This is a genomic window from Pseudomonas sp. P129, from assembly GCF_020312195.1.
GTDB classification, from domain to species: domain Bacteria; phylum Pseudomonadota; class Gammaproteobacteria; order Pseudomonadales; family Pseudomonadaceae; genus Aquipseudomonas; species Aquipseudomonas fragariae.
Window position 1 is genome coordinate 1 of record NZ_JAGPYS010000021.1, and the last position, 25,005, is coordinate 25,005.

At 59.9% G+C, this 25,005-nt stretch carries 30 protein-coding genes; 25 read left to right on the forward strand and 5 right to left on the reverse strand.

Going from position 1 to position 25,005, the window contains the following annotated elements; genetic code table 11:
- Window positions 1-176: 176 nt before the first annotated feature.
- The 4 genes from estP to KBY02_RS25425 all read right to left on the reverse strand — a co-directional run bounded on the left by estP (window position 177) and on the right by KBY02_RS25425 (window position 3,583).
- Complete coding sequence (estP, locus tag KBY02_RS25410) at window positions 177-2,099, reverse strand: esterase EstP (RefSeq protein ID WP_225650849.1); 1,923 nt, start codon at window positions 2,097-2,099, stop codon at window positions 177-179.
- Window positions 2,100-2,204: 105 nt separating this feature from the next.
- A complete protein-coding gene (locus tag KBY02_RS25415; RefSeq protein WP_003316268.1) occupies window positions 2,205-2,447 on the reverse strand; it encodes a pyocin activator PrtN family protein in 243 nt (80 codons plus the stop codon).
- Between the two features lie 121 nt (window positions 2,448-2,568).
- The gene (locus tag KBY02_RS25420) at window positions 2,569-2,817 is read right to left on the reverse strand and encodes a DUF1654 domain-containing protein (RefSeq protein ID WP_003402012.1); all 249 of its coding nucleotides are present in this window, start codon (window positions 2,815-2,817) and stop codon (window positions 2,569-2,571) included.
- Window positions 2,818-2,971: 154 nt separating this feature from the next.
- Complete coding sequence (locus KBY02_RS25425) at window positions 2,972-3,583, reverse strand: LexA family protein (RefSeq protein WP_024639984.1); 612 nt, start codon at window positions 3,581-3,583, stop codon at window positions 2,972-2,974.
- Window positions 3,584-3,772: 189 nt separating this feature from the next.
- On the opposite strand from KBY02_RS25425, the gene KBY02_RS25430 reads away from it, so the two are divergent.
- The 25 genes from KBY02_RS25430 to KBY02_RS25550 all read left to right on the forward strand — a co-directional run bounded on the left by KBY02_RS25430 (window position 3,773) and on the right by KBY02_RS25550 (window position 24,305).
- Entirely contained in the window at window positions 3,773-4,216 is a 444-nt protein-coding gene (locus KBY02_RS25430; protein WP_011269120.1) for a hypothetical protein, read from the forward strand.
- Between the two features lie 272 nt (window positions 4,217-4,488).
- Window positions 4,489-4,674, forward strand: coding sequence for a Com family DNA-binding transcriptional regulator (locus KBY02_RS25435; RefSeq protein WP_011269119.1), 186 nt, complete (start codon window positions 4,489-4,491; stop codon window positions 4,672-4,674).
- A gap of 11 nt (window positions 4,675-4,685) precedes the next feature.
- On the forward strand, window positions 4,686-5,858 hold the full coding sequence (locus tag KBY02_RS25440) for a cellulase family glycosylhydrolase (protein ID WP_011269118.1): 1,173 nt from the start codon (window positions 4,686-4,688) through the stop codon (window positions 5,856-5,858).
- Window positions 5,859-5,980: 122 nt separating this feature from the next.
- A complete protein-coding gene (locus KBY02_RS25445; protein WP_003411734.1) occupies window positions 5,981-6,370 on the forward strand; it encodes a hypothetical protein in 390 nt (129 codons plus the stop codon).
- The gene (locus tag KBY02_RS25450; RefSeq protein WP_011269117.1) at window positions 6,351-6,689 is read left to right on the forward strand and encodes a lipoprotein; all 339 of its coding nucleotides are present in this window, start codon (window positions 6,351-6,353) and stop codon (window positions 6,687-6,689) included. The genes KBY02_RS25445 and KBY02_RS25450 overlap by 20 nt, the downstream gene beginning before the upstream one ends.
- Window positions 6,690-6,734: 45 nt before the next feature.
- Window positions 6,735-7,325, forward strand: a complete 591-nt coding sequence (locus tag KBY02_RS25455; protein ID WP_225650850.1) for a hypothetical protein — start codon at window positions 6,735-6,737, stop codon at window positions 7,323-7,325.
- Window positions 7,322-7,510 carry a DUF2635 domain-containing protein gene (locus KBY02_RS25460; protein ID WP_003419716.1) on the forward strand — a complete coding sequence of 63 codons (189 nt, stop codon included), beginning with the start codon at window positions 7,322-7,324 and terminating at the stop codon, window positions 7,508-7,510. Before KBY02_RS25455 ends, KBY02_RS25460 begins: the two co-directional genes overlap by 4 nt.
- Before the next feature lie 18 nt (window positions 7,511-7,528).
- The gene (locus KBY02_RS25465; protein ID WP_003422754.1) at window positions 7,529-9,025 is read left to right on the forward strand and encodes a phage tail sheath subtilisin-like domain-containing protein; all 1,497 of its coding nucleotides are present in this window, start codon (window positions 7,529-7,531) and stop codon (window positions 9,023-9,025) included.
- Between the two features lie 60 nt (window positions 9,026-9,085).
- Window positions 9,086-9,433: a phage tail tube protein gene (locus tag KBY02_RS25470; RefSeq protein ID WP_011269114.1), complete on the forward strand. Its 348-nt coding sequence runs from the start codon at window positions 9,086-9,088 to the stop codon at window positions 9,431-9,433.
- Window positions 9,430-9,726, forward strand: a complete 297-nt coding sequence (locus tag KBY02_RS25475) for a phage tail assembly protein (protein ID WP_096135726.1) — start codon at window positions 9,430-9,432, stop codon at window positions 9,724-9,726. Before KBY02_RS25470 ends, KBY02_RS25475 begins: the two co-directional genes overlap by 4 nt.
- A 130-nt stretch (window positions 9,727-9,856) precedes the next feature.
- Entirely contained in the window at window positions 9,857-12,016 is a 2,160-nt protein-coding gene (locus KBY02_RS25480; RefSeq protein ID WP_096135727.1) for a phage tail tape measure protein, read from the forward strand.
- The gene (locus KBY02_RS25485) at window positions 12,013-13,437 is read left to right on the forward strand and encodes a DNA circularization protein (RefSeq protein ID WP_096127451.1); all 1,425 of its coding nucleotides are present in this window, start codon (window positions 12,013-12,015) and stop codon (window positions 13,435-13,437) included. The genes KBY02_RS25480 and KBY02_RS25485 overlap by 4 nt, the downstream gene beginning before the upstream one ends.
- Window positions 13,438-13,440: 3 nt before the next feature.
- On the forward strand, window positions 13,441-14,568 hold the full coding sequence (locus tag KBY02_RS25490) for a phage baseplate assembly protein (RefSeq protein WP_003401994.1): 1,128 nt from the start codon (window positions 13,441-13,443) through the stop codon (window positions 14,566-14,568).
- On the forward strand, window positions 14,565-15,077 hold the full coding sequence (locus tag KBY02_RS25495) for a phage baseplate assembly protein V (RefSeq protein WP_003372720.1): 513 nt from the start codon (window positions 14,565-14,567) through the stop codon (window positions 15,075-15,077). The genes KBY02_RS25490 and KBY02_RS25495 overlap by 4 nt, the downstream gene beginning before the upstream one ends.
- Complete coding sequence (locus KBY02_RS25500; protein ID WP_024652217.1) at window positions 15,074-15,472, forward strand: phage GP46 family protein; 399 nt, start codon at window positions 15,074-15,076, stop codon at window positions 15,470-15,472. Before KBY02_RS25495 ends, KBY02_RS25500 begins: the two co-directional genes overlap by 4 nt.
- Window positions 15,462-16,502 carry a baseplate J/gp47 family protein gene (locus KBY02_RS25505; protein WP_225650851.1) on the forward strand — a complete coding sequence of 347 codons (1,041 nt, stop codon included), beginning with the start codon at window positions 15,462-15,464 and terminating at the stop codon, window positions 16,500-16,502. Before KBY02_RS25500 ends, KBY02_RS25505 begins: the two co-directional genes overlap by 11 nt.
- Window positions 16,490-17,089 (forward strand): YmfQ family protein, encoded by a 600-nt coding sequence (locus KBY02_RS25510; protein ID WP_010439013.1) that lies wholly within the window; start codon window positions 16,490-16,492, stop codon window positions 17,087-17,089. The genes KBY02_RS25505 and KBY02_RS25510 overlap by 13 nt, the downstream gene beginning before the upstream one ends.
- 10 nt (window positions 17,090-17,099) lie before the next feature.
- Window positions 17,100-18,959 (forward strand): phage tail protein, encoded by a 1,860-nt coding sequence (locus KBY02_RS25515; protein ID WP_116893933.1) that lies wholly within the window; start codon window positions 17,100-17,102, stop codon window positions 18,957-18,959.
- Entirely contained in the window at window positions 18,959-19,435 is a 477-nt protein-coding gene (locus KBY02_RS25520) for a phage tail assembly chaperone (RefSeq protein ID WP_096135730.1), read from the forward strand. The genes KBY02_RS25515 and KBY02_RS25520 overlap by 1 nt, the downstream gene beginning before the upstream one ends.
- Window positions 19,436-19,605: 170 nt before the next feature.
- The gene (locus tag KBY02_RS25525) at window positions 19,606-20,151 is read left to right on the forward strand and encodes a glycoside hydrolase family 19 protein (RefSeq protein WP_003316293.1); all 546 of its coding nucleotides are present in this window, start codon (window positions 19,606-19,608) and stop codon (window positions 20,149-20,151) included.
- Window positions 20,148-20,660: a lysis system i-spanin subunit Rz gene (locus KBY02_RS25530; protein WP_162885073.1), complete on the forward strand. Its 513-nt coding sequence runs from the start codon at window positions 20,148-20,150 to the stop codon at window positions 20,658-20,660. The genes KBY02_RS25525 and KBY02_RS25530 overlap by 4 nt, the downstream gene beginning before the upstream one ends.
- A 411-nt stretch (window positions 20,661-21,071) precedes the next feature.
- Complete coding sequence (locus KBY02_RS25535; protein ID WP_003394873.1) at window positions 21,072-21,671, forward strand: aminodeoxychorismate/anthranilate synthase component II; 600 nt, start codon at window positions 21,072-21,074, stop codon at window positions 21,669-21,671.
- A 21-nt stretch (window positions 21,672-21,692) separates the two neighbouring features.
- Window positions 21,693-22,742: an anthranilate phosphoribosyltransferase gene (gene trpD, locus KBY02_RS25540; protein ID WP_024639970.1), complete on the forward strand. Its 1,050-nt coding sequence runs from the start codon at window positions 21,693-21,695 to the stop codon at window positions 22,740-22,742.
- Complete coding sequence (gene trpC / locus KBY02_RS25545; RefSeq protein WP_011269105.1) at window positions 22,739-23,575, forward strand: indole-3-glycerol phosphate synthase TrpC; 837 nt, start codon at window positions 22,739-22,741, stop codon at window positions 23,573-23,575. Before trpD ends, trpC begins: the two co-directional genes overlap by 4 nt.
- A 34-nt stretch (window positions 23,576-23,609) precedes the next feature.
- Entirely contained in the window at window positions 23,610-24,305 is a 696-nt protein-coding gene (locus tag KBY02_RS25550; RefSeq protein ID WP_058399201.1) for a biotin/lipoate A/B protein ligase family protein, read from the forward strand.
- 11 nt (window positions 24,306-24,316) lie between these two features.
- Here the strand turns inward: KBY02_RS25550 and crp are convergent, their stop codons facing one another.
- Complete coding sequence (gene crp, locus KBY02_RS25555) at window positions 24,317-24,961, reverse strand: cAMP-activated global transcriptional regulator CRP (RefSeq protein WP_058399200.1); 645 nt, start codon at window positions 24,959-24,961, stop codon at window positions 24,317-24,319.
- Window positions 24,962-25,005 lie beyond the last annotated feature (44 nt).

The window sequence follows — 25,005 nt, forward strand, 5'->3', positions numbered from 1 at the left end:
AGCTATCGTTCCTCACGCTCCAGCGTGGGAATGCCGTGGGTGACGCTCCGCGTCACAGATCTGCGCCGCGCCGCAGTTCTCAGGACAGGACGCGAAGCGTCCAGAACGGCATGCCCACGCGGAGCATGGGCACGATAGTCAGATTATCGTTCCTCACGCTCCCTCCTGCGGGCAGTCTAGAAACTCAGACTCAACGCGACATTCACCCCTTGCTGGGTCACGTCGTCGTTCTTGCGCCAGTTGTAATTGCCGCGCAGTGTCAGGTCCTGAGTCAGCTTCTGGCTGACGCCCAGCGTGGCCCGGTTCAAATCGCGTTGCGGCGTGTAGCCTTGCAGCGTGAAACCGACTGACTGGATGCTGTTGAGCGCCATGGTCACGTCCTGCTGATCGGTCTCGAACTCCCTTTCATGGGCCACTTCGCCCCATACCTGTGTGCTCGGTGTCACCTGGAATTTGCCCTGCACACCCACGCCAGCACGCCGCGATTTGCGCGTCTGGTCACTGAAGGTCAGCGCGGTCGAGCGGTCGCCTTTTTCCGAGTAGCGGTCGACATCGATGTGCGCGTAATCGGCGCTGACGAACGGCGACAGATGCCAGCGACTGGTCGGGCCCGCGATGTCGAAACCGACCCGCCCGCTGACAGCCCACATTTCGCCGTCGGTATCGCCTTTTTCCTGACCTTCGCTGACGCCCAGCGCGAACTTGCGCTCGGCATTTTCGTAGTCCAGTTTGCCGCCCGACACCGCCAGATCACCCCACCAGTGGTTGGCCTGATACTGCAGGAACGCAGTGGCGATGTAGCTGTTGAGTTTGTAGTCCGAATCCCTTGGCCCTGCCTCGAGACTCTGGCGATACGCCCCGGCGACAACCCCAGTGCGCCAGTTTTCGGCAAATCGGTAGCTGCCGCCGATGGTCAGGTTATAGCCTCTTCCGTCAGCATCAGCCGAACTGTCCTGCGCGTCGAAGTCCATTTTCTGACCGCCTGCCGAAAGCATGCTATGCCACTGTCCTATGCCTTGCCAGTTGCCCCAGTCGCTGAGCCACTGGGCGCGGATCTCGTCCTGATGCATGCGCAGCGTGCCATTGGCCATTTCCGGCAGCAGGGAGATTTCCCAGGGGGCCGAAAGCAGCGAGTAGGCGTAGTCGGCCAGCAACCTCTGCCCGGCCTCGGTCGGATGCACGCGATCGTTGAAGAACAGCCGGTTTGGATTCGGCGTCGCACTGGACCGGCCGTTGGTGGTGCTTTCCCGGCAGCTATTGCCGCTGAAACAGGTACTGACCAGATTCTCGTTGGGATCGAACCCGAAGCGTGCCGGTTCGGCGAGGACTTCATTGATCAGCAGTGGAACATTCAGCGGAATGATCTGGGCATTGATCTGCGCCAGTCGGCTGACTAACTGCTGATTGAAGCCCGCGCTGAGTGCGGAAGTTGCCGAAGCCAGTGGCGAACCGCTCAAGGCTGGCGTTTTACCGATATCCGGCAGCAACCAGACCATGATGTAGCGCGCACCGGCCTGTTGCAGGGCTTGCGCGCTGTCAGCCAGCTGATTGGCAGCTTGCGCGGCGCTGCTGGCACTCAACACACGACCCTGCAGGAAGTCGTTGCCGCCTCCGGTCAGGTAATAAAGCGCGTTGGGGTCGGCGCGAAAACCGTTGGCGGGCAGATAACCGGTCCTGCTGCGCAGCAATGTGCCAGTGATCGGGTCGACGACGGTGGATTGCGAGTTGATCGAGTCAAGAATCTGGTCAGTCCGATAGCCGCCGACTGCCCAGTTATTGCCATCGGGTGCGCCCAGCGCAGCATTGACCGGCGACGTGGAAGCCGCCAGATCTCCTGCCGGCACACCGAGCATCCTGCCGATCAGTGTCGACGAGTTCAGATTGAACACCTCTCCACTGCCGTCCTGATAAGTGGGGCCGACCCGATTGGTGAACCGAAGCGTAGAGCCCCTGGGCCCGGCGGTGTCGGGAAACTGCCCGGCATCGGCCAGGCTGTCGCCGAACACCACCATGGTCGAATAGGGCGCGGCAGCAGCGGTGCCGCAGGCAAGCGATAACAGGCAGGCCGCGAAGGGCCAGCGCCTCGATGTCTTGGTCATGAACGGATCCCGATTGTTTTTGTTTTGTACCGGAAACGTAGCAAGATTTTTCATGACTGCAAAGTTCGATGAACATTATCGCGCTGCGGCGGTGCTTTTTTGACCTCAGGCGGCCCTGTTGGTCACGATGGCGCTCAGGTAGTTGGCCAGGTCGTGCAGGTATACGAAGGGGTGGCCCTGACGACTGCCGCCTGTACGGCTGACCTTCAAGTCGATGCGCCCTGCGTTGATCTTGCGCAGCAGATTCCTGTCGTTCGACAGGTGCGAAAAATAACGCTCTCTGACGGCGCTCAGCGAAGGGCACGGCGTGGCGAATTCTTTGCGGAGTTGATCCAGTATTTCGTTCATTCCATGACTCCCTGTGGTTTGCATGTGAGTACTCCCGAAATGGGGTGCAGACAAACAATACGATATGTAGCGCGCCGTGGCAATACAGTTTGTATTTTAAATACGATTTGTATAGTTCGCATCACAGGGAATCGATGTACCAGGACACGTGGGCAGTGCCGTTTTCAGAGCTGCGGGTTACGTTGATGCCGTCGGCCTCGCTGATCTGATCCATGATGCGCTCCCAGTGGGCCACCGACTCGCCAGGCTCCCTGATCAGCAGGACCTGATGCTCGATCTGGGCCTTGTCACTGGTGATAGCGTCCTGAATCCGCTGTGCCAGGGCCAGATAAGCGTCATGTTGCGAGGTGTCGGGGAACTGCTTGAGCATGAGTGAACTCCTTTTTACTGTATGTGCATACAGTAATTGAGGGGTGTTTCTCACGCAAGCTACAAATGTTTCCTACACGGACACCTGCCCGGACTGAAACAGTGGCGCATGAAAAAGCCCCGATTATCGGGGCTTGGGCGGGGCGTGCCGGGATTCAGAGGCGCATGGTCATCTGCCTGATGACGCCGATCAGTTTGCACTCCTCGGTCACCGCAAGGGTCGGGTAGGCGGGGTTCAGCGGCTTGAGAAAATAGCGTCCGGCGTCTTCGACCAGCTTTTTGAAGGTGGCCTCGTTGCTTTCCGGCAGTTTGGCGATGACCAGCTTGCCGGCAGTGGGCTCGATTCCGGTGTCGACCAGAATCAACATGCCTTCGGGAATGCTCTGCCCTGCGGGCGCGGTCATCGAGTCGCCACGCACTACCAGCCAGAAAGCTCTGCCCTTGGCTTTATAGTCGCTGATCTCGAAAGTGTCCGAATAGCCGGCAGGGTAGGGCTCGACGGCCTCACTCCAGCCACCGGCCTCGACCCAGCTGATGACCGGATAGCGATAGAAACGCGAAGGCTGCACCGTGGGCTCCACGTTGTGCATGCCGGGTTCGCTGGCCGGGATGGAGGTGGTGAGAATCGGCAGGCCGAGCTCGGTCAGAAATCGATTGATGACCTCGATCTTCGGTTCACGCTTGCCGTTCAGCCAATGCCCTACCGCGCCGGGCGTCACGCCCATCCGCTCAGCCATTTCTTCCTGGCTGATTTCCTGGGTTTCCATGACCTGTCTTGCGACTTCATACCATTTTCTGTTCATGCGTCGAATCATACAGGCTGTAGGGTGTTGAGCAATATACATAATGTAATGCTTCGTTGTGTCATAAAAATACAAAATGTATTGTAAGGCCTCGGTTCTGTGTAGCGAAAGACGCTGCACAGCTTTTCAGAAAGGTCCTACAGGAGAGACACAATGATCGAGAAAGTAGAAGCCGTGATGCAGCATTGGGGTGAACAGCGCATGCGCATTGGTCTGGGCGGCGGGCTGAGCAGTCCGATGGCCGGGATCATGGAATGGGGCGCGTACATTCCGCGTCGCACACCCGGCTCGCGCGCGCTGGTGGGTAATGGCAGCGGCCTGGACTATATAAGCAGCGAAGTCGAGGCGGCCGTGGCGCAGCTGTCGCGCAGCCCGGCAAAGAGCCGCGGGCCTGAACTGGCGCAACTCGCGACATTGCGTTATGTCGAGTCATTGCCGGTGCGCGAGCAGATGCGTCTGGTGGGCATCAATGAAGGCGCAGACCGCACCTATCGCAACTGGATCAACAAGCTGCACCAGCAAGTGCTGGCGATTCTCGCTGAGCGCAGCGCTTCCAGAAGCAACAATGCGGTCGCCGACAAGGCTGCCCAAGGGTGAATGAAGACACGGTTTCACGCCGTTTATCCGGGTCGATTGCACAGCTGTGGCCGAACTCGTGTTGAACTCCGGTCAAACTCGACCCACCCCGAAACTGCCCCTTCCCAGGCTTTCCGGAGGGGGGTAAAAAGGTCCCACGATATGCGATTTGCGCCTCAGGGCAGCAGCCGGAAACAGGCTGATCAACAGCCACAACCGGTCACTCGCGACCCACCTCAAACCCCGCCTCGGCGGGGTTTTTCATTGGGCCAGGCGCATGGAGGCCAATGTAGATGTTGAAAAACTTTAGATGCGGGCAGTGCAAGAAACTGCTGGCCCGCATGGGTGAATACACAGAGCTCCAGATCAAATGTTCCCGCTGCGGGACGTTGAATCATGTGAAGGCCGCGAGCCTCGAGTTATCGCCGTTGAGCGAAAGAGGTACAGCAGCGTCGCTGCTGCCTCGCGGTGCCAACTAGAGGTATCAATCATGTCCAATAGCAGTTCTGCTGTCAGCCAGCTGAAGAATATTCCGCTGGTAGGTATCAACCTGGGTTCGGTGGCGAACGCCGGACAGATCGTGCCGGGCGAGGCCGGGACTCATTACCAGTGGCCCAATCGTGGAACCGTCACGACCTGGGTCAAGAACCGGGGCGTGCGTCTGATCCGGTTCCCGTTCGAACTTCAGCGCGCCATTCAGCTGTCGACTCTGGACGGTCTGCCAGGCCAAGGGGCGAACCTGAACACCGATTTTGTGAAGCGCTGGAAAGAAATGCTTGGCTGGATTCGCGATGACTCCAACGGCGAGGCCAGAATCATTCCTGATCCGCACCACTACATGCGGTTGCATCGCTACGAAACAGATGCAAACGGGACGCTGACCGGACGCATTCTTCCTGCCGCAGAGGCGGGTAATCAGAATGGCTGGAAGGCAACCGAATCGGTATTGATCAAGGACGGGAACGGTGTCAACGGCACTTTCTGGAGCGCCGTTCACCTGGCCAACTTCCACCAGAAGCTGGTCACTGAATGCGACGATCCGATGGTGCTGGGCTGGGGGTTGGGTAACGAGCCGTATTCGAATACCACGGCAGGTGCCAAAGACTACATTACGTTGCCTGATCTTGAAGCGCTGTACATCAGCACGATGAATACCGTGCTGCAGGCGTTGCGCAACAGCTCGAAAAAGCCGGTGTTCATTTGTGGGCTGGAGTTTGCAAGCGCCAGAAACTGGGCCACCGTCTCTGCCAACCTTCAGTCGAAGATTGTCGATCCGGCCAATGCAATCGTCTGGGAAGCCCACGCTTACGGCGATTACGATAAAAGCTCCAGCGGTGCCTACGCCAATAACAACGATTTGATCTCGCCGACCGTTCTGCGCGATGAAATCGTGGGTCCGTTTCTGACCTATGCCAAGACTAACAAGATGGCCGCATTTATCGGTGAAACAGGGATTCCGCCAACGGCTGCCGGTCGCACCGCGCTGAAAAACCTGCTCGATAAAGCGAAGGCAGAAATGGTGCCAGTGACGCTGTGGGTCACAGGACCAGGCACCGATGGCGAAAAGATGAGCCTGGAAGCCAGCAACCAGGCGCAGACCGTCGCACTGGTCACACCGTACTTTGCCGAGCGCATTGCCCTGTGGGGTTATGCACAGGCATGACGGTGCAAGTCATTCCGTTCTGACCCGACAACGGAGCCCCGTATCAAGGGGCTCTTTCCAGTTTGTTCAGGCTTTCGATCAACGAGGGCCTTGAGAGTCCACCAGCCTGTTACGGAGTACCCATGGACCCAACCGACCTAGGCCCAGGCACAGCTACCTGGCTGGGCGGCACGGGCACAATTCTGCTTGGCGGCTTTTTATGGCTGCGCAAGTTTCTTTCCAGAGATGCAACAGACCGGGCGATGGACAACGCGGACATCGGCACGGTTCGCCGCCTCAATGAACTGCTCGACTCCGAGCGCCAGGCGCGCAAAGAGGCTGAAGCGCGGGCTGATCAGTTCGCCAAGGAGCGCAACGAGCTCGCCGCAGCGGTTGGCCGGATGGAGGGCAAGATCGAAGCCCTCACCAGCCACATCGTTCAGCTTACCGACAAGGTCACTACGCAAAGCGCCGAAATAGCCCGGCTGCGATCCCAACTCGGAGGTGCAAACGATGCACAGATGCGCAATTGATTTCATCGCTCGCCATTGGTGGCGGCGCCTGGAGGTCTGGTTGATTTCCATGCTGCTGATCGCTGGCTGCCTGATGCTTGGTTTTCAGGCTGGGCAGTGGTCGGCCAATGCCGAGCATACGCAGCAGTTGGCCGAGGTTCGCAATGCCTATGACGCAGCACTGGGCAAACGCGACCGGCGCCTGGACAGGCTGGCCGAAACCACAACGCAGGCGGCGGACAAGGTCGAGACGGCTGCCTCCATAGCCAGCCAGGCTGCGCATGCGGCCAGTCGCGCGGCGGACAAGGCGGATGAGGCGCTGGGCAAGGTAAGCCAGTAGGCGCATTCATCACGTCAGATCACTCCAACACACGCGGAACCCCTTATGAAGATAACCCCGATAGTTGCCCATTTGCAGGCGACCTGCCCGAGCTTTGCCGGGCGAATCAGCGCCGGTATCGACTGGGCTGCGGTCGCCCTCGGCGATCAGCTCGCTCACCCGTCGGCGTACGTGATTGCCACTGGCGATCAGTCCACGGCCAACGATTTGCAGAACGTCATTCGCCAGAACATCACCGACACGATCGATGTCGTGGTGGTGCTCGATGGCGGTGACAAGCGCGGGCAGGAAGCCAGTGAGCAACTGCATGCCCTGCGCGCCGAACTGTGGCGTGCACTGGTGGGCTGGAACCCGGATCACGATTACGACGCGATGCAATACACCGGTGGTGCGCTGGTGCAGATCAGCGGCGACCGGGTGACGTATCGCTTCGGCTTTGCCGCGCAGTTCCAGTTGGGCCGCAACACCGCCGATCAGCCTGCCGAGACCTGGCACGAAGCGTATCTGGATGGTTTGCCCGGTTTTACCGGCGCCACCCTCGAGATGGACTGCGTTGACCCCGCAGATCCGAATCTGAAACCCCCCGGCCCTGATGGCCGTATCGAAGCGAAGTTCACAGCAGAGGTAACCCCATGACTCAACGCATCACTGTAGTACCGGCCGAGGGCCGCACTGTGCCGGATCCGGAGGCGGGCGATTTGCTGCCCGTCGAAGGCCGGCAGGTGACCTTCAACGCCTGGTGGCAGCGTCGTCAGAACGACGGCGACATCACCCTTAAAACCGAGCAATCCACCACCACCCATCAAGCCTTCACGGCTTAACCAAGAGGAAGCCAAACAATGGCTATCAGCTTTAACAACATTCCATCCGATGTCCGCGTGCCGCTGTTTTATGCGGAGATGGACAACTCTGCCGCCAACAGCGCGTCGGCTAGCATGCGTCGCCTGATCGTTGCGCAGGTCAACGACGACGTGTCCGGCCCCGAACTGGGTTCTCTGGTGCTGGTGCCGAGCGTGGCGTTGGCGAAAAACATCGGCGGTCAGGGCTCCATGCTGGCCTCCATGTATGAAACCTGGCGCAAGGCGGACCCCACCGGCGAAGTCTGGTGCCTGCCGCTGCTCAATACCGAAGGCGCCAAGGCCGGTGCGAAAGTCACCCTCACCGGGGCGGCGACCGAAGCCGGTCTGCTGAACCTGTATGTCGGCGGCATGCGAGTGCAGGCCACTGTGGTCAACGGCGCAACCGCTGCCCAGGCGGCCACGGCACTGTCGGTAAAGATCAATGCCACGCCAGACCTGCCGATCACTGCGGCTGTCGAAGCGGGCGTGCTGACCCTTTCCTGCAAATGGAGCGGGGCAAGCGGCAATGACATCCAGCTGGAATTCAATCGCCAGGGCAAGACCAATGGCGAAGTCATTCCGGCAGGCCTGACGGCGGCAGTTACGGCCATGACCGGCGGCGTGGGTACGCCTGATCAGCTCAAGGCACTGGCTGCGCTGGGCGATGAGCCGTTCGAGTTCATCTGCATGCCCTGGACCGACACCGCCACGCTGGATGCCTGGAAAGCGGCAATGGACGACAGCACCGGTCGCTGGAGCTGGGCGCGTCAGTTGTACGGTCACGTTTACAGCGCCAAGCGCGGCACGGTCGGTACGCTGGTGGCCGCAGGTCAACTGCGCAACGATCAGCACATCACCCTGCAGGGTGTCGAAAACGGTGTTCCGCAACCGGTCTGGCTGCAAGCCGCTGCACTGGCTGCGCGCACGGCGGTGTTCATCTCTGCCGACGCCAGCCGTCCGACCCAGAGCGGCACCATGCCTGGCATCGATCCGGCTCCGGCCAGTCAGCGTTTCACCCTGACCGAGCGTGAGTCGCTGCTGCGTTACGGCATCGCCACGGCGTACTACGAAGGCGGTTACGTGCGCATTCAGCGTTCGATCACCACCTATCAGAAGAACGCTTATGGCCAGGCTGACAACTCGTACCTGGACAGCGAAACCATGCACCAGTCGGCGTTCATCATCCGTCGCCTGCAAGGCATCATCACCAGCAAGTACGGCCGCCACAAGCTGGCCAACGATGGCACGCGCTTCGGTGCCGGTCAGCCGATCATCACGCCGAGCACCATCCGTGGCGAGTTGATTGCGCAGTACGCACGTCTTGAAGAAGAGGGTCATGTGGAGAACGCCGAAACGTTCGCCCAGCACCTGATCGTCGAGCGTGACGGCAATGACCCAAGCCGCGTGAACGTGATGTTCCCGCCTGACTACATCAACGGCCTGCGCGTGTTCGCGCTGCTCAACCAGTTCCGCTTGCAGTACGACGAAGCGGCATAAGCCTAACCAACCCTTTCAAGCCCGCCTCGTGCGGGTTTTTTCATTCTGGAGATAAACAACATGGGTCAGAAAGTTGCGGGTACCTGCTACATCAAAGTGGATGGCACCCAATTGACCATCAGCGGCGGCGGCGAAGCGCCTCTGATGAACATCAAGCGCGATACCGTCGTACCGGGCTACTACAAGGAAGTCGATAAGGCCGCGTGGTTGAAATTTACCGCCGTGCATACCGCAGATCTGCCGCTCAAGCTGCTCACCACCGGTGTGGACATGACCATCACCTGTGAATTCAAGAACGGCAAGACCTATGTCCTGTCCGGCGCCTACCTGGTCGATGAGCCGAGCAGCAAAGCTGACGACGGCACCATCGAGCTGAAATTCGACGGCAATCAGGGGAGCTGGCAATGAGTGAAGTCATCGACCTGGCCAGCCCGATCGAAGCGCACGGCGAAACCCTTTCGCAACTGACCTTCCGGCGCCCTACGGCGCAGGAAGCGCGGGCCATCAAGGTCCTGCCGTACAGGATCGACAAGAACGAGGAAGTCTCCCTGGATCTGGACGTGGCGGCGAAATACATCGCCGTCTGCGCTGGCATCCCGCCCTCGTCGGTCGATCAGATGGACCTGTGCGACATCAACACGCTGAGCTGGAAGGTTGCGAGTTTTTTCATGGCAGCGGCATCAGCGACCTCGAAGGACTGATCGCCGTCGTTTACGACCTCGCGTACTTCTGGAAGACCGATCCCGAACTGATGATGTCCAGGGAGCTGGACATCATCACCGAGTCGATCTTGCAGACGCAACGCATCAACCAGATCCTGCAGGGGGAGTGATGGCAGACACTATCAAGACGCTGATTACCGGCGTCGACAAGCTGTCTCCAACGCTGGCAACCATCCGCAACAACGTTGAAGGCTTCGAGACCAGGCTTAAAGGCTCTGGTCTTGGGAGCGTCGAAGTGGGCGAGATGATCAAGAGCAATGCTTTGGCAGAGCCCTTGATTGCCGGGGTAAAGGCAGCGATCGGTTTCGAGACCAGCATGGCCGGCGTGAAACGATCGGTCACCTTTGAAACACCGCAACAGTTCCAGCAGATGAGTTCCGACATTCTGGACCTCAGTGAACGACTGCCGGAAAGCGCCAACGGTATCGCGGCGATTGTCGCCGCGGGTGCCAAGGCCAATGTACCGCGCGAAGAACTGACCGGGTTTGCCAGCGACGCCGTGAAAATGGGCGTCGCATTCGATCAGACGGCGGCCGAGTCGGGGGACATGATGGCCTCGTGGCGGTCATCGTTTCAGATGACTCAGCCGCAGGTCGCGGCGTTGTCCGAGAAGATCAACGTGCTCGGTGGCAACAACCTGGAAAAGAAAATCGCCACCATGGTGACTGCAATGGGCCCGCTCGGGCCGGTTGCGGGGATGGCCTCCGGGCAACTGGCGGCAATGGGCGCGACCCTGGCCAGCGTCGATGTGCCGGCCGATGTGGCCGCCAGCGGCATGAAGCGGTTCATGCAATCGTTGACCGAAGGGGGCGCGGCGAAAGCCGGGGCATTCGAGGCGTTGCAGCTCGACGTCAACCAGCTGACCCAAGGCATGCAGAGTGACCCGTCCGGGACCATTGAAAAGGTCCTGACGGCGGTTTCCAGTGTTGATCCTGGCAAACAGTCGGACGTCATCACGCAGCTGTTCGGTGCCGAATCGCTGGGCGCGATCACGCCGCTGCTGGCCCACCTCGATGTGCTCAGGTCCAACCTGGCCAAGGTTGGGGAGGGCGTGCAAAACAGCGGCTCCATCGAGAAGGAGTTCGCAGACAACTCCCAGACCACGGCCACTGCCATCAAAGAGATGACCAACCGTGTCGATCGTCTGGGCATCAATATCGGCAGTATGTTTCTGCCGGCGATGAACGAAGCGATGGCCGTGATCGGGCCGATGATTTCTCAGGTCGCCGCGCTGGCGGCCGAACATCCAGAGGTGATCAAGGGCGTCGTGGGCGCCGCGATTGCTTTCGGCGTACTGCAAGTAGCCGTTCTCGCTGCGACGAGTGCCGCCGGGCTGCTGGCTGCGGTCATGGGCATGTCACCGTTGGGCCTGATCGTGCGCGGCCTCGCGCTGGCGGCAGGTTTTCTGATCGCCAACTGGTCGACCGTCGCACCTTATTTCCAGGCGGTCTGGGAGGCGATTCGCGGACCGGTAATGGCGCTGTGGGACGTACTCAAGGCGGTCTTCGCCTGGACGCCGCTGGGCATGATCGCAGCCAACTGGCAGCCACTGAGCGAATTCTTTGCTGCGCTGTGGGACGTGATCAAGGCGCTGGCCACGCCGGTTTTCGATTTTCTGCAGACGCTGTTTGCGTGGTCGCCATTGGGCATGGTCGTGGCCAACTGGCAGCCGCTGTCCGAGTACCTGGCCGGCCTGTGGGAAACCATCAAGGCCGAGGCACAACCGTTTACTGATGTGCTGGCAACGCTGTTCAGTTTTTCGCCGCTGGGCATGGTCATCGAGAACTGGCAGCCGATCAAAACCTGGTTCGCAGGTCTATGGGCGGACATCAAGCCATTCATCGAGCCGATCATGAGCTGGTTTGGTGGCGACAAGAATAAGACCGTCCTGCAGCGGGCGACCGAGAAGGCCAATCAGTTCGCGGAAGAACAGCGGATACGCAACGCAGGGCCAGGCGGCGGGACTGGAACGTTTCTGGCGGCCGGTGCCGTCGAGAACGTTCGCACAAATCAACAGTTGCTCAATCAGGCCACTGGCGTGCCGCCGACCAGCCAATTGCTCGGCGTACCCACCCCGCTGGCCCCCGGCAGCCTGTTGTTGCAACAGGGCGCAGCCGGGGCCGGCCCGCGACTTGAAGGCGAGCTCAACATTCGCTTTGAAAACGCGCCGCCGGGCATGCGTGCCGGGCAAGTGCAAACCAACCAGCCGGGTTTGACGATATCGCCAAACGTCGGTTATCGAACCCTCGGCGCAGGAGCCGGATCATGAGTACATGGCGTGACAGCCTGCTGCCAGCGTCTTTCCGGGGCGTCGGTTTTTTCATTGAAAAAGCCGTCGTCCCGGCAGGCCGCAAGGGGCAGTTGCATGAGTTTCCACAACGCGACGAGCCTTATTTCGAGTCGCTGGGCAAACAGTCGAAAGTGCATACGCTGACGGGGTTCATTGTCGGTCCCGACTGTTTCGAACAGCGAGACAAATTGCTGCAGGCACTGGAGCAGGAAGGTGCCGGCGAGCTGGTACATCCCTGGCTGGGTCGCGTGCAGGTCCAGGTTGGCGAATGTGGCGTCACACATAACCTGAGCGAAGGCGGACTCGTCCGGCTGGACCTGAAATTCTATCCGGCCAACCCGCTCAAGTTTCCCGTGTCGACGCTCAATACGCGACGGCAGTTGCTGGGGGCGTCCGAGAGCCTGCTGGGCTCGGCGCTCAGGCGCTACCGCTCGGTGATGGCCACAGTGGACGCGGTGCGTATCAATATTCAGGCGCTGCGCAGCGCCCTGTCGGGAGTATTCGCGACCATTCAGCGGCAGTTCACACCGTTCATGACGATTTATTCGGATGTCACCGCGCTGGTGCATTCGCTGGTCAATGCGCCGTTGACGGTCAGCACGCTGTTTAGCACGTTCTTCGCCAGTTTCGACGGTGACAGTCGTCGAGCCAGAAGAGCGAACGGCACCAGCAGTATTGGCGGGGCGAGTACCGGAACGGATGCCGGCTCAGGTTCCGGCAACTCGACAGGGGGCGGCTCAGGCAATGGTTCCGCGAGTGGCAGTAACGGCACCGCTGCGAGCAGCGCGGCAGCAAGGTCCGGCAGCAATGGCGGCGTGTCCTCTGTTGAAACGGTCGATTACCGGTCGGTGATTTCCGAGGCCACGCAACAGGCGGAAGCGGTGTCCGGCATCAATCTGGTCAGCCAGAGCAGCGGGCTGGATACCGGCGTGACGGCGCAGGCCGCGGCCAATCTGGTCCAGGATGCCTTGTTGGTCAAGGTGGCGAAAATCGTCGCGAGCATGCCGGTTGCGACGACCGTCATGCCGCTCACTGTGGTGCCGTCGCTGGATCAGCAAGTGACGCAAGCACTGCAGCGCGTCGATGTGCCGGTTGCCGATGACGTCATCGAACTGCGCGACACGCTGAGTTCAGCCATCTGGGAAGCGTCGTTGAAAGCCGACCCTGAACATTACCTGGCGCTCAACACGTTGCGTCAGGCGTTGATCAGGCACCTCAACGCGGTGGCGGCCTCTGGCGTGCGTCTGGTGGACCTGAAGGTGTCCGAGCCTTTGCCCGCGCTGGTGCTGGCCTATCGCCGATTCGGTGACGCCAGCCGGGCGCAGGAAATGGTGCAGCGCAATCGGCTGGCCCATCCGGGTTTCGTGCCGCCGGGCACGCTGAAGATCGCTCAGGAGTGACCCATGATCGACCCTAACGTTGTCACCCTGACGGTTGACGAGCACGACTATGCCGGCTGGAAGTCGGTGGAAATCTCTGCCGGGATCGAGCGTCAGGCGCGCAGCTTTGACGTGAGCATTACCTGGCAGTGGCCGGGCACTGAAATCTCGCATCCGATCACGCCTGGCGCCGCGTGCGAAGTGCGTATCGGCGGCGAGTTGATTCTGACCGGCTGGGTGTTTGCCGCGCCGATCAGCTATGACGGCAAGCAAGTCACGCTAAAGATTTCCGGACGCTCGAAAACCGCCGACCTCATCGACTGCTCGGCCATCAACAAGCCGAGTCAGTGGAAGGAGGTGGGGGTGCTGAAGATCGTTGAAGCGCTGGCTGCTCCCTATGGTTTGTCGGTGATCAGCGAAATACCGGAAACCTCGAAGATGGCCGATCACACCATCGAGCCTGCCGAAACCGTGTTCAAGTCCATTGACCGGCTGCTGACCCTGTTCCGGATTTTTTCCACCGATGACGAATACGGCAATGTGGTGCTGGCCAGGCCGGGTAGTCGCGGGCAGAGCGCAGACGCGCTCGAACTTGGCAAGAACGTGTTGAGCGCCGTCATCGCGCGGGACTTTTCCGGGCTTTTTTCCGAGTACCGGGTCATCGGTCAACAAACCGGTAATGACCAGACGTTCGGCAAGGAGTCGTCGGAGGTCTCGGCCGAGGTCACGGATAACCGGCATGACGATCCCGCGCATAAAAAGCGGCTTCGCGTACTGGTCGTTCATGAGGATGCGCCGATCACACCCAAACTCGCCCTGAGTCGCGCCAATTGGGAGCGTGGTCAGCGGGCTGGCAAGGCGCTGCTCACCACCTACAAGGTCCAGGGCTGGCGGCAGTCCAACGGGGCGCTCTGGCGGCATAACACCATGGTCCGGGTGATCGATCCGGTCATCGGTTTTACGAGCCGCAACATGCTGATTTCAGCCGTGACCTATTCGCTGAGTGACCAAGGCACGATCACCACACTGGTGGTCGGTCCGCCTGAAGGTTTCCAGGCCGAGCCGGGTGACCCCAACAAGCGCAGCAAGGTGCAGGTCAATCAGGATGCTTACTCCTGGCTGCTGCCCATCGACGAGGAAACAACCTCATGAGCTTACTCAATCGCATGCTGGTGCGCGGCACCGTGGTGCTCGCCAGGGCCAGCAGCAAAATGCAGGCGCTGCAAATGCGCCTCACCGCCGGAGAGGTCAAGGACGACATGGAGCACTTCGAACCCTACGGTTTCACCAGCAATCCACTGGCCGGCGCTGAAGGTATCGCCGCGTTCATTGGTGGCGACCGGTCGCACGGTCTGCTGCTGGTGGTGGCCGACCGGCGCTATCGGCTCAAAGGGCTGGAGTCGGGCGAAGTGGCGATCTACACCGACGAGGGCGACAAGATTCACCTCAAGCGCGGCAAGGTCATCGACATTGAAACCGACACCTTGAACATCAAGGCGACGGTGGCCGTGAACTTCGACACACCGCAGATCACCCAGACCGGAAAGATCGTCTCCCAGGGCGACCAGCTCGCCGCGGGTATCAGCCAGATCAGCCATCTGCACGGCAACGTGCAGGGCGGGAATGGCCAGAGCGGGCCGCCCGTTGGAGGTGCCGGATGATCATCGAAGGCTCTCTGCAGGCGTCTCTGCTGCGCTCGGTGGTCATCAGCCTGTTCACCTGGCGACGTGCTGAAGCGGACGACCCGTTCGACGATGCCGAGCGCTATGGCTGGTGGGGCGACACCTACCCGGCACAGGCCAATGACCGCATCGGTTCCAGGCTGTGGCTGCTGCGCCGGGTCAGGCTGACTGCCCAGACCCAGCGCGACGCCGAGTTCTATGCCCGCGAAGCGCTCGACTGGCTGATCGAAGATGGCCAGGTCCAGCACATCAACATCCTTACCGAACAGGTTCAGAGCAACCGCCTGAACCTGGGCGTCGAGCTGGTCGTCTCTGACGGTCAGATCGTGCGTTTCAACCCTTCTGAACAGTGGCAGGTGATTTATGCCGTTTGAAACACCTACGTTACCGGCGCTGATCAACCGAACCCAGGTCGACCTCGCCGACGAAGCGCTGCGTCAGTCCGATGCCCGGGTATTGTCCCGCGCGCACAGCGGTGCAGCCTATGGGCTGTACGGCTATCAGGACTGGATCGCCGACCAGATTCTGCCGGACACCGCCGACGAGGAGACCCTCGAGCGGCAAGCCATCCTGCGCCTGAGGCAACCGCGCAAGGTGGCACAGGCCGCTACCGGCACGGTGCGCTTCAGCGCTGCAGCCGGCGCGGTGCTGGATGCGGACACTGTGCTGCAGTTCAGCGATGGACGCTTCTACCGTGTCACCAAAGGCGTCACCACGGTTGCGGGCAATAACACAACCACGGTCGAAGCGGTGGATGCCGGTGTTCTGGGTAATGCGGATGCCGGTCTGGTGATGACTGCCGTGCAACCGGTCGAAGGCATCGACAGCACCTTCACCGTCATTGCCGACGGACTGTCCGGCGGTATTTCGCAGGAAAGTATCGAGTCCTTACGTGCGCGTGTCGTGCGCTCCTACCGGGTCATCCCGCATGGCGGCAATCAGGATGATTACGTGACCTGGGCGCTGGAAGTACCGGGCGTGACGCGTGCCTGGTGTGTGCGCCGGTTCATGGGGCCAGGGACGGTGGCGGTGTTCTTCATGCGTGACGACCAGGCCGATCCCATTCCTGACGTTGAGCAGCTCGCTGCGGTCGCGGCGTATATCGAGCCGCTGCGTCCGGTTACGGCGGATGTGTATGTGCTGGCGCCGGTGCAGAAACCGGTGGTCTACACGATCCGGCTCACACCGGACACCTCCGCCGTGCGGGCGGCGGTCGAGGCGCAGCTGCTGGATCTGCACAACCGTGAGGGCGGGCTGGGCGAAACCCTGTTGCTCACGCACATCGCCGAGGCTATCAGTCGCGCGACGGGCGAAACCGATCATGTGCTGGTTTCGCCAGTGGCCAACGTTACTGCGGCGGCCAACCAGCTGCTCACGTTCGGGGGTATTCAATGGTCGTCATAAGAACTGCCGAACACTACGCCGGGCAACTGCAGGCGCTGTTGCCCCCCGGCCCAGCGTGGGATCCGGAGCGGGTGCCGGAATTGCAGCAGGTGATTACCGGGCTGTCCCGCGAGTTCGCGCGCATCGATGGCCGCGCGTTCGACCTGCTCAACGAGATGGACCCCGCCACCGTCAGTGAGCTGGTCCCGGACTGGGAGCGGGTGATGAACCTGCCCGACCCGTGTCTGGGGCTCAAACCGTTGTTCGCAGACCGGCGTCTTTCGGTTCGACAGCGGCTTGTGGCGACAGGAGGGCAGAACGCGGCGTTCTACATCGACATTGCCATCAGCCAGGGCTACCCCGATGCCACCGTGACCGAACACCGAGCGCCCCGTATGGGGCGTTCGCGTTTTGGCCAGGCGCACTTTGGCACCTGGAACGCGCAATTCATGTGGACCCTGAACACCGGCGGGCGCCAGCGCCTGGGCCGACGCTTCGGGGCCAGCTACTGGGGCGAGCGGTTCGGGGTGAATCCCGGGCTCGCAATCGAATGTTTGATCCGTCGAGCAGCACCGGCGCACAGCGTCGAATTCGTAAACTTCAACTGAGGAACACAATGTGGATTATCCCAAGAGTGTGCCGGGCGTAGGCTTGGCAAGCGGCAAGTTTGTAGATGAAAACCCGGCTACCGGCACCCCTGGTTCGCTGATCCCGGCGCAGTGGGGCAACTCAGTCACGCAGGAGATCTTGAACGTGATCCTGGGGGCTGGTCTTGTACCCAACGAGGAGGATGTCACCCAGTTGCATCGAGCCATTCTTGGTCTGGCAGCATCCGATTACAAAAAATCGGTGCGTTGCGCCACGACAGTCTCCATTGGGCTGAGCGGTTTGCAGACCATTGATGACGTCACGCTGGTGGCCGGTGATCGGGTGCTGGTCAAGAACCAGGACACTGCGTCGCAGAACTGGATTTATGTCGCCGCGGCAGGCGCCTGGGCACGTGCGCAGGATGCGAACGAAAGTTCCGAATGCACGCCGGGTCATATGGTGCCGGTGCAGGCCGGCACGAAAAACGCGGGCACCGTATGGCAACTGGTCAATACGACAGTGCCGGTGCTGGGTACAACTGACCTTGCGTTCGAGCGTCTGCTGGGACGCAGTGGTGTGGCCGCGGGTGATTACACTCGGGTCAAGGTCAACAAATATGGGCAGGTGGAAGAGGGGAGTAACCCGACAACACTTAGCGGTAATGGTATTTCGGATGCGTACACCAAGGCCGAGGCCGATCTGCGCGATCTTCAGCGGCCGCTGCGCGATTCCATTACCTATGTGGGGCTGGCCAATAACAAGCCTGATTCGCCTTATATGCGCCGTGAGTCCGATGGCGCTCTGGTTGCCCTGCAACCGAGCCTGGGATTCACTCCGGTACAACAAGGAGGGGGTACCGGTCAGCTCGATAACAAGGTGAAGATCGGCTGGTCGAATAACGGCCTCAAGGCGATGGTCGATAACACTGACCTTGGTAATCTTTGGTATTCCAATAACTTCGATCCGACCAACAAAGCCAACTGGGGCACTACGCTCGCTGCGTACAGAATTGCCGATGCTTATACTAAGGCAGAGGTTGATCTACGAGATGCCCGTTACCCCACTAGGGACTCCATTACGGCAGTTGGCCTGGCGTCCAACCAGCCCGATGCACCGTATATGCGTCGTGAGTCGGATGGCGTGGTGTATTACCTGCAAACCAAGTTAGGCTATACCCCGATTCAGCAAGGTACTGGTATAGGGCAGTTGGGCAACCCTGTAAAAATTGGTTGGTCTTCATCGGGTCTGAAAGCAACCGTTGATGAAACAGACCTTGGCACCCTATGGACGTCGTCTAATTTTAAACCCTCTGATAAGGCTGATAAGGCTTCTACATTATCTGGCTATGGAATAACGGATGGCTATACAAAGGCTGAGATAGATCTGCGCGATTCTCAGCGCCCGCTCGCTGACTGGGTTAGTACCGTTGGGATGTCTTCCAATAATCCCGATCTGCCATACATGCGACGGGCCAGCGACAACACAGTTTACTATCTCCAACCGAGACTAGGCTTTGCTCCCGTGCAGCAGGGCACAGGTGCCGGCCAGGGTAATAACCTCATAAAAATCGGTTATGACGGTACCAATCCCCGAATCACGGTAGACGCGACTGACTTCGGCTGGATTATGAATGAAAAGAACACCATGTCGTTTATTGGTGCGCAAGGTGCGGGTGCGGTCGGCACATATGCGCTTCTCTTGCTAGGCGGAGGAGCAGCAAATGTCGCTGTTAATGCCGGTGAACTTATAGCAGGTGCATCGTGCCTGTTTTCTGCTGCCTCTTCTCATGCGGCTGGTGCACCCATTGGCACATGGCGTCTTATGGGCTATGTCCAGGACAGAAATCTGGACGCAACCAATTCCGTTACTATTTGCCTGAGGGTTTCTTGATGGCCACTTTGAAGAGTGCGCGTAATCCGCGTTGGAATACTGAACACACGATGATCACACTGGATGTGGTTTTTGTTGAAACACAGGAGACATTGGGCGAGATCCCGTTTTCCTCTTCTCCAAACGACAGCGCTGCTCATGGGCGTGACATCTATGAGAGAGCGTATGCCGGGGAGTTTGGCGATATTGCAGAACCGGTAGAAATAGAGGTGCTTGCATCAGTCATGCTTAAGCGTGACGCAGCATCGTCGCTGGCAACGGCGAAAATCAATTCGCTGCAAACGGCTTTGGAAATCATCGAGGATACAACGGAGTTGGAAGAAGCGACCAGTGAGCAAACTGACAGAATTCCAGCACTGAAGGCAGAGTTCAAGGCGTGGAGGACTTACCGAGTGCGTCTAGCTCAGATCGAGTCGCAATCCGGTTTTCCGTTCTCGGTTGAGTGGCCTGAGCCGCCTGCGGAACCTTTCACCTAATCGGCTCTTTCGGACTCGACTGTTCAAAATACGGGCGCTTGATAGCGCTTCATTTTTAACGTTGTGTCTATAACTCGAATCACTGACTTTGAGGCGATATAGGGCTGTGCAAAGTTTTGGCTCAGCACGACGAAATGGGATATCCGACGTCATAAGCCTCAGGAGGTTAAATGCCTATCAACCAGCAACAACTACTGCAAATCCTCCCCAACGCCGGCTCTAAAGCCGGCGTTTTCGTTCCTGCTCTCAACATCGCCATGGCCCGTTACGCCATCGACACTCGCCTGCGTATCGCCGCGTTCATCGCTCAGATAGGGCATGAGTCCGGGCAGCTTCGTTATGTGCGCGAGCTGGGCAGTGACAGCTACCTGGCGAAGTACGACACGGGCCAGTTGGCGCTGCGTCTGGGCAACACGCCAGAGGCAGATGGCGATGGCCAGCTGTATCGGGGCCGTGGGCTGATTCAGGTGACGGGGCGGACCAACTATGAGGCGTGCGGGGAGGCGCTCGGGCTGGACTTGCTTGCCCAGCCGCAACTGCTCGAACAACCCGACCACGCGGCCATGTCGGCGGCATGGTTCTGGGATCGGGCCAACCTCAACGCGCTGGCAGACCAGGGGGATTTTCTGATGATCACCCGGCGCATCAACGGCGGTACCAACGGCCTGGCGGATCGGCAGGCGCTTTACCAGCGGGCATTGGAGGTGCTGCCGTGAAAGTGCTGGATATGCGATTCCTGATCCTCGCATTCGTGCTGGGGTCAGGGCTGGGTACATGGGCCGCCTGGAAATGGCAGGCGGCCCGCTATGGCCTGCAACTGTCCACGCAAGCGCTGACGTGGCAGCGCGAGCGCGAGCAGGCGGCGCTGGCGGTCGTCGACTGGCAGAACGCCGAGCAGGCACAACGACGGGCGCTGGAAGTCCGTTTGCACACCAACGATACAACCATCCACAAGGAGTTGAGCGATGCACAGACTGCTCAGGCTCGTTTGCGTGATCGCCTGGCTACCGCTGATTTGCGCTTGTCAGTCCTCCTCGCCAACAGCCCCGCCAAGCGCGATGGCATGCCAGCCGGCACCGACACCGGCGGCGTGGTTCATGGAAGCTCGCGAGGCGAACTTGACCCAGCGGCTGCTGGACGAATTGTCGCCATCACCGACTACGGCGATCAGGGATTGATCGCTTTGAAGGCCTGCCAAGCCTATGTGCGCGAGATTGCGCACTGATGTTCCTCTCGGCTCCCCACCCCTTAGGCCATCGTGCCCCTGCCTCAATCCCGCCTCCGCAAGGAGGCGCGGCCCTCTTTTCAGCCTTTAACTGCTTTTCAATCGGCGCGGCCCGGTACATTCATATTGCACCGGCCGATTCGGTACGCTAATGTCCTGAAACGTACCGATGAGACCCCTTCCGTGACGACAGTCAGCAAGCTTTTGATGCGCGTTATCAAGGCTCACGCCCGTTGGCGTTGGCGCGCCTGACTATTTCCTTGCCGGCCCTGCCGGTCCCGTACCTGTATGCCTTCGATTTTGTGATGTTTTTCTCCGTCCCCCGGCCTTGTGGCTGACGAGGGGATGCATGAGTGAAGCAGAATCCGGAAGGCCTGAATCAAGTCAGTAAATCAAAAGGTTGATAGCAAAATGCTGCTGATGATCGATAACTACGATTCGTTTACCTACAACGTCGTGCAGTACCTCGGTGAGCTGGGGGCGGACGTCAAAGTCATTCGCAATGACGAACTGAGCATCGCCGAGATCGAGGCCCTGAACCCGGAGCACATCGTCGTTTCGCCTGGCCCGTGCACGCCCAATGAAGCCGGCGTCTCGCTGGATGTGATCAAGCACTTCGCGGGCAAACTGCCGATTCTGGGCGTGTGTCTCGGGCATCAGTCCATCGGTCAGGCCTTTGGCGGCGACGTGGTCCGCGCGCGTCAGGTCATGCATGGCAAAACCAGCCCGGTCATTCACGAAGACGGCGGGGTGTTCGATGGCTTGAATCATCCGTTGGTGGTCACCCGCTACCACTCGCTGGTGGTCAAACAGGATACGCTGCCCGATTGCCTGGAAGTGACGGCCTGGACTGCGCTGGAAGACGGTTCGGTCGATGAGATCATGGGCCTGCGCCACAAGACATTGAACGTCGAAGGGGTGCAGTTTCACCCCGAGTCGATCCTGACCGAGCAGGGCCACGAGCTGTTCGCCAATTTTCTCAAGCAGAGTGGCGGTCATCGTCAGGGCTAAGGATTTTTTATGAGTACCCCCATGGATATCAAAAGCGCGCTCAATCGCGTGGTCAACCAGCTGGACCTGACCACTGAAGAGATGAGCGATGTCATGCGCGAAATCATGACCGGCCAATGCACTGAAGCGCAGATCGGTTCGTTTCTGATGGGCATGCGCATGAAGAGCGAAACCATCGATGAAATCGTCGGTGCGGTGTCGGTCATGCGCGAGCTGGCTGGCAAGGTCGAACTGAAAACCCTGGACGGCGTGGTCGACATCGTTGGCACGGGCGGCGATGGCGCGAATATTTTCAACGTGTCGACAGCTTCCGCTTTCGTCATCGCCGCCGCGGGTTGCACCGTGGCCAAGCATGGTAATCGTGCCGTCTCGGGCAAAAGCGGCAGTGCCGATCTGCTCGAGGCTGCCGGGGTTTATCTGAACCTCACGCCTGTTCAGGTGGCGCGTTGCATCGACAGCGTGGGTATTGGCTTCATGTTCGCCCAGTCTCATCACACCGCCATGAAGCACACGGCCGGGCCGCGCCGCGAACTGGGTCTGCGCACACTGTTCAATATGCTCGGCCCGCTGACCAATCCGGCCGGCGTTCGTCATCAGGTCGTCGGCGTGTTCAACCAGGCGCTTTGCCGCCCGCTGGCCGAGGTTCTGCTGCGTCTGGGCAGCAAGCATGTGCTGGTGGTCCACTCGCAGGACGGCCTGGACGAATTCAGTCTGGCCGCACCGACCTTCGTGGCCGAGCTGAAAAACGGCGAAGTCACCGAATACTGGGTACAGCCCGAAGACCTGGGCATCAAAAGCCAGAGCCTGTACGGCCTTGCCGTGGAAAGCCCGGCGGCTTCGCTGGAGCTGATCCGCGATGCGTTGGGACGTCGCAAGACCGAGAACGGGCAGAAAGCTGCGGAGATGATCGTGCTCAATGCCGGCGCCGCGCTTTATGCTGCTGATCACGCCACAAGCCTGAAAGAAGGCGTGGCCCTGGCGCACGATGCGCTGCACACTGGCCTGGCGCGGGAAAAACTGGAAGAACTGGGTGCCTTCACGGCGGTATTCAAGCAGGAGAACGAAGCATGAGTGTGCCAACCGTACTGGAAAAGATCCTTGCCCGAAAGGCCGAGGAAGTTGCGGCTCGTCGTGCGATTGTGGGCCTGACCGAGCTTGAACAACAGGCAGCCCGGGCCGACGCGCCACGTGGCTTTGCCAAGGCATTGATCACTCAGGCCAAGGCAAAGCAGCCTGCCGTTATCGCGGAAATCAAGAAGGCCTCGCCGAGCAAGGGCGTCATCCGCGAACACTTCCTGCCGGGCGAGATCGCCAGAAGTTATCAGGCCGGTGGCGCGACCTGTCTGTCAGTGCTGACCGATGTGGACTTCTTTCAGGGCGCCGATGCCTATCTGCAGGAGGCACGTGCGGCGTGCAACCTGCCAGTGATCCGCAAGGATTTCATGATCGACCCTTATCAGGTGGTCGAAGCACGTGCTTTGGGCGCTGACTGCATTCTGTTGATCGTGTCGGCACTGGATGACGTGCAAATGGCTGAACTGGCTGCCGTTGCCAAGGGCCTGAAGCTGGATGTACTGGTCGAGGTGCACGACGGCGACGAACTGGAGCGCGCACTCAAAACGCTCGATACACCGCTGGTGGGCATCAACAACCGCAACCTTCATACCTTTGAGGTGAGCCTGGAAACCACGCTGGACTTGCTGCCGCGCATCCCGCGTGATCGCCTGGTCGTTACCGAAAGCGGCATTCTCAATCGTGCGGATGTCGAGCTGATGGAAATCAGCGATGTCTATTCGTTTCTGGTAGGTGAGGCCTTCATGCGTGCCGAACACCCGGGCGCCGAGTTGCAGCGGTTGTTCTTCCCGGAGCGCAAGATTGCAGTAAGCGCTTCGTCCAGCGACTGAGCGCATTGAGCTGAACATCTTTGCGAGGGCCGGCATGCAAGACTCGATCATCGACATATGTGTCGAACAAGGCCTGCAGGCCGAGCAGGATCTTCTGGCGTCGGTATGCTCCGGGGCGGCAGATCACGGTCTGCTGTTCTGGCGGCCCAATGATCGCGCGCTGGTCATGCCACGGCGGATGAGCCGGTTAGCGGGTTTTGCCGAAGCCAGCGAGACCCTGTCGGACAACGCATGGCCCGTCCTCTTGCGTGAAACCGGCGGCGAGCCAGTGCCGCAGTCCTCTGCCACGCTGAACATCGCGCTGGTCTACGCGCAGCCGCCCACTGACGTGGATCGTGACCGTATAGAAACCGCCTACCTGCGATTATGTCAGCCGATTCTCGATCTGTTGACCGACCTGGGTGGCCAAGCCTCACTGGGTGAGGTGGCAGGCGCATTCTGCGACGGTCGCTTCAACGTCAACCTCGATGGTCGCAAAATGGTTGGAACGGCTCAGCGCTGGCGTCAGAGCCAGGGCGGGACGCGTCCCGTAGTGCTGGCGCATGGCGCCTTGCTGCTGGATAACGAGCGCGTTCAGATGGCGGCCGCGGTAAACCGCTTCAATGAGCTGTGTGAGCTTGAGCCGCGTGTTCAGGCCGAAAGTCACATTGCCTTGTACGAAGCGTTTCCGGGCGCTGATGTCCTGGAGCGTCTGGCGCAGGCTTACCGCAAGCTGCTCGCCGGGCTCTGAATACCAAGGGCTCAGCGTGTCCCGAAGACCACCATGGTCTTGCCTTTGACGTTGACCAGGCTCTGTTCTTCAAGGGCCTTGAGCACGCGTCCGACCATTTCCCTCGAACAGCCGACGATGCGTCCGATTTCCTGGCGGGTAATCTTGATCTGCATGCCGTCCGGGTGAGTCATTGCATCCGGCTGCTTGCACAACTCGAGCAACGTGCGAGCCACTCGCCCGGTGACATCGAGAAACGCCAGATCACCGACCTTGCGCGTTGTATTGCGCAGGCGCTCGGCCATCTGGCTGCCGAGCGCATACAGAATTTCCGGCTCTTGCCTGGTCAGCTCGCGGAACGAGTCATATGAAATCTCGGCCACTTCGCATTCGCTCTTGGCCCGCACCCAGGCGCTGCGCACGGATTCCTTGCCCGGTTGCTCGAACAGGCCCAGTTCGCCGAAGAAATCCCCGCTGTTGAGGTAAGCAACAATCATCTCCCGGCGCTCGTCGTCTTCGATCAAAACCGTGACTGACCCTTTGAGGATCAGAAACAACGACTCGGAACGCTCACCAGCATTGATGATGTTGGTTTTCGCGGGGCAGCGGCGGCGTTCTGCATGGGGCAGCAGCTTGTCCAGACTGTTTGCTTTGGGCGTAAAGGTTATTGCGACCATGCGAGACTTCCGAAATAAGGTGTATGGCCAAATGGCATACCTAT

Bases quoted from the DNA above. Each gene is read 5' to 3' on its own strand.
- estP (WP_225650849.1), bottom strand. From the start codon at position 2,099: ATGACCAAGACATCGAGGCGCTGGCCCTTCGCGGCCTGCCTGTTATCG.
- KBY02_RS25415 (WP_003316268.1), bottom strand. From the start codon at position 2,447: ATGAACGAAATACTGGATCAACTCCGCAAAGAATTCGCCACGCCGTGC.
- KBY02_RS25420 (WP_003402012.1), bottom strand. From the start codon at position 2,817: ATGCTCAAGCAGTTCCCCGACACCTCGCAACATGACGCTTATCTGGCC.
- KBY02_RS25425 (WP_024639984.1), bottom strand. From the start codon at position 3,583: ATGGAAACCCAGGAAATCAGCCAGGAAGAAATGGCTGAGCGGATGGGC.
- KBY02_RS25430 (WP_011269120.1), top strand. From the start codon at position 3,773: ATGATCGAGAAAGTAGAAGCCGTGATGCAGCATTGGGGTGAACAGCGC.
- KBY02_RS25435 (WP_011269119.1), top strand. From the start codon at position 4,489: ATGTTGAAAAACTTTAGATGCGGGCAGTGCAAGAAACTGCTGGCCCGC.
- KBY02_RS25440 (WP_011269118.1), top strand. From the start codon at position 4,686: ATGTCCAATAGCAGTTCTGCTGTCAGCCAGCTGAAGAATATTCCGCTG.
- KBY02_RS25445 (WP_003411734.1), top strand. From the start codon at position 5,981: ATGGACCCAACCGACCTAGGCCCAGGCACAGCTACCTGGCTGGGCGGC.
- KBY02_RS25450 (WP_011269117.1), top strand. From the start codon at position 6,351: ATGCACAGATGCGCAATTGATTTCATCGCTCGCCATTGGTGGCGGCGC.
- KBY02_RS25455 (WP_225650850.1), top strand. From the start codon at position 6,735: ATGAAGATAACCCCGATAGTTGCCCATTTGCAGGCGACCTGCCCGAGC.
- KBY02_RS25460 (WP_003419716.1), top strand. From the start codon at position 7,322: ATGACTCAACGCATCACTGTAGTACCGGCCGAGGGCCGCACTGTGCCG.
- KBY02_RS25465 (WP_003422754.1), top strand. From the start codon at position 7,529: ATGGCTATCAGCTTTAACAACATTCCATCCGATGTCCGCGTGCCGCTG.
- KBY02_RS25470 (WP_011269114.1), top strand. From the start codon at position 9,086: ATGGGTCAGAAAGTTGCGGGTACCTGCTACATCAAAGTGGATGGCACC.
- KBY02_RS25475 (WP_096135726.1), top strand. From the start codon at position 9,430: ATGAGTGAAGTCATCGACCTGGCCAGCCCGATCGAAGCGCACGGCGAA.
- KBY02_RS25480 (WP_096135727.1), top strand. From the start codon at position 9,857: ATGGCAGACACTATCAAGACGCTGATTACCGGCGTCGACAAGCTGTCT.
- KBY02_RS25485 (WP_096127451.1), top strand. From the start codon at position 12,013: ATGAGTACATGGCGTGACAGCCTGCTGCCAGCGTCTTTCCGGGGCGTC.
- KBY02_RS25490 (WP_003401994.1), top strand. From the start codon at position 13,441: ATGATCGACCCTAACGTTGTCACCCTGACGGTTGACGAGCACGACTAT.
- KBY02_RS25495 (WP_003372720.1), top strand. From the start codon at position 14,565: ATGAGCTTACTCAATCGCATGCTGGTGCGCGGCACCGTGGTGCTCGCC.
- KBY02_RS25500 (WP_024652217.1), top strand. From the start codon at position 15,074: ATGATCATCGAAGGCTCTCTGCAGGCGTCTCTGCTGCGCTCGGTGGTC.
- KBY02_RS25505 (WP_225650851.1), top strand. From the start codon at position 15,462: ATGCCGTTTGAAACACCTACGTTACCGGCGCTGATCAACCGAACCCAG.
- KBY02_RS25510 (WP_010439013.1), top strand. From the start codon at position 16,490: ATGGTCGTCATAAGAACTGCCGAACACTACGCCGGGCAACTGCAGGCG.
- KBY02_RS25520 (WP_096135730.1), top strand. From the start codon at position 18,959: ATGGCCACTTTGAAGAGTGCGCGTAATCCGCGTTGGAATACTGAACAC.
- KBY02_RS25525 (WP_003316293.1), top strand. From the start codon at position 19,606: ATGCCTATCAACCAGCAACAACTACTGCAAATCCTCCCCAACGCCGGC.
- KBY02_RS25535 (WP_003394873.1), top strand. From the start codon at position 21,072: ATGCTGCTGATGATCGATAACTACGATTCGTTTACCTACAACGTCGTG.
- trpD (WP_024639970.1), top strand. From the start codon at position 21,693: ATGGATATCAAAAGCGCGCTCAATCGCGTGGTCAACCAGCTGGACCTG.
- trpC (WP_011269105.1), top strand. From the start codon at position 22,739: ATGAGTGTGCCAACCGTACTGGAAAAGATCCTTGCCCGAAAGGCCGAG.
- KBY02_RS25550 (WP_058399201.1), top strand. From the start codon at position 23,610: ATGCAAGACTCGATCATCGACATATGTGTCGAACAAGGCCTGCAGGCC.
- crp (WP_058399200.1), bottom strand. From the start codon at position 24,961: ATGGTCGCAATAACCTTTACGCCCAAAGCAAACAGTCTGGACAAGCTG.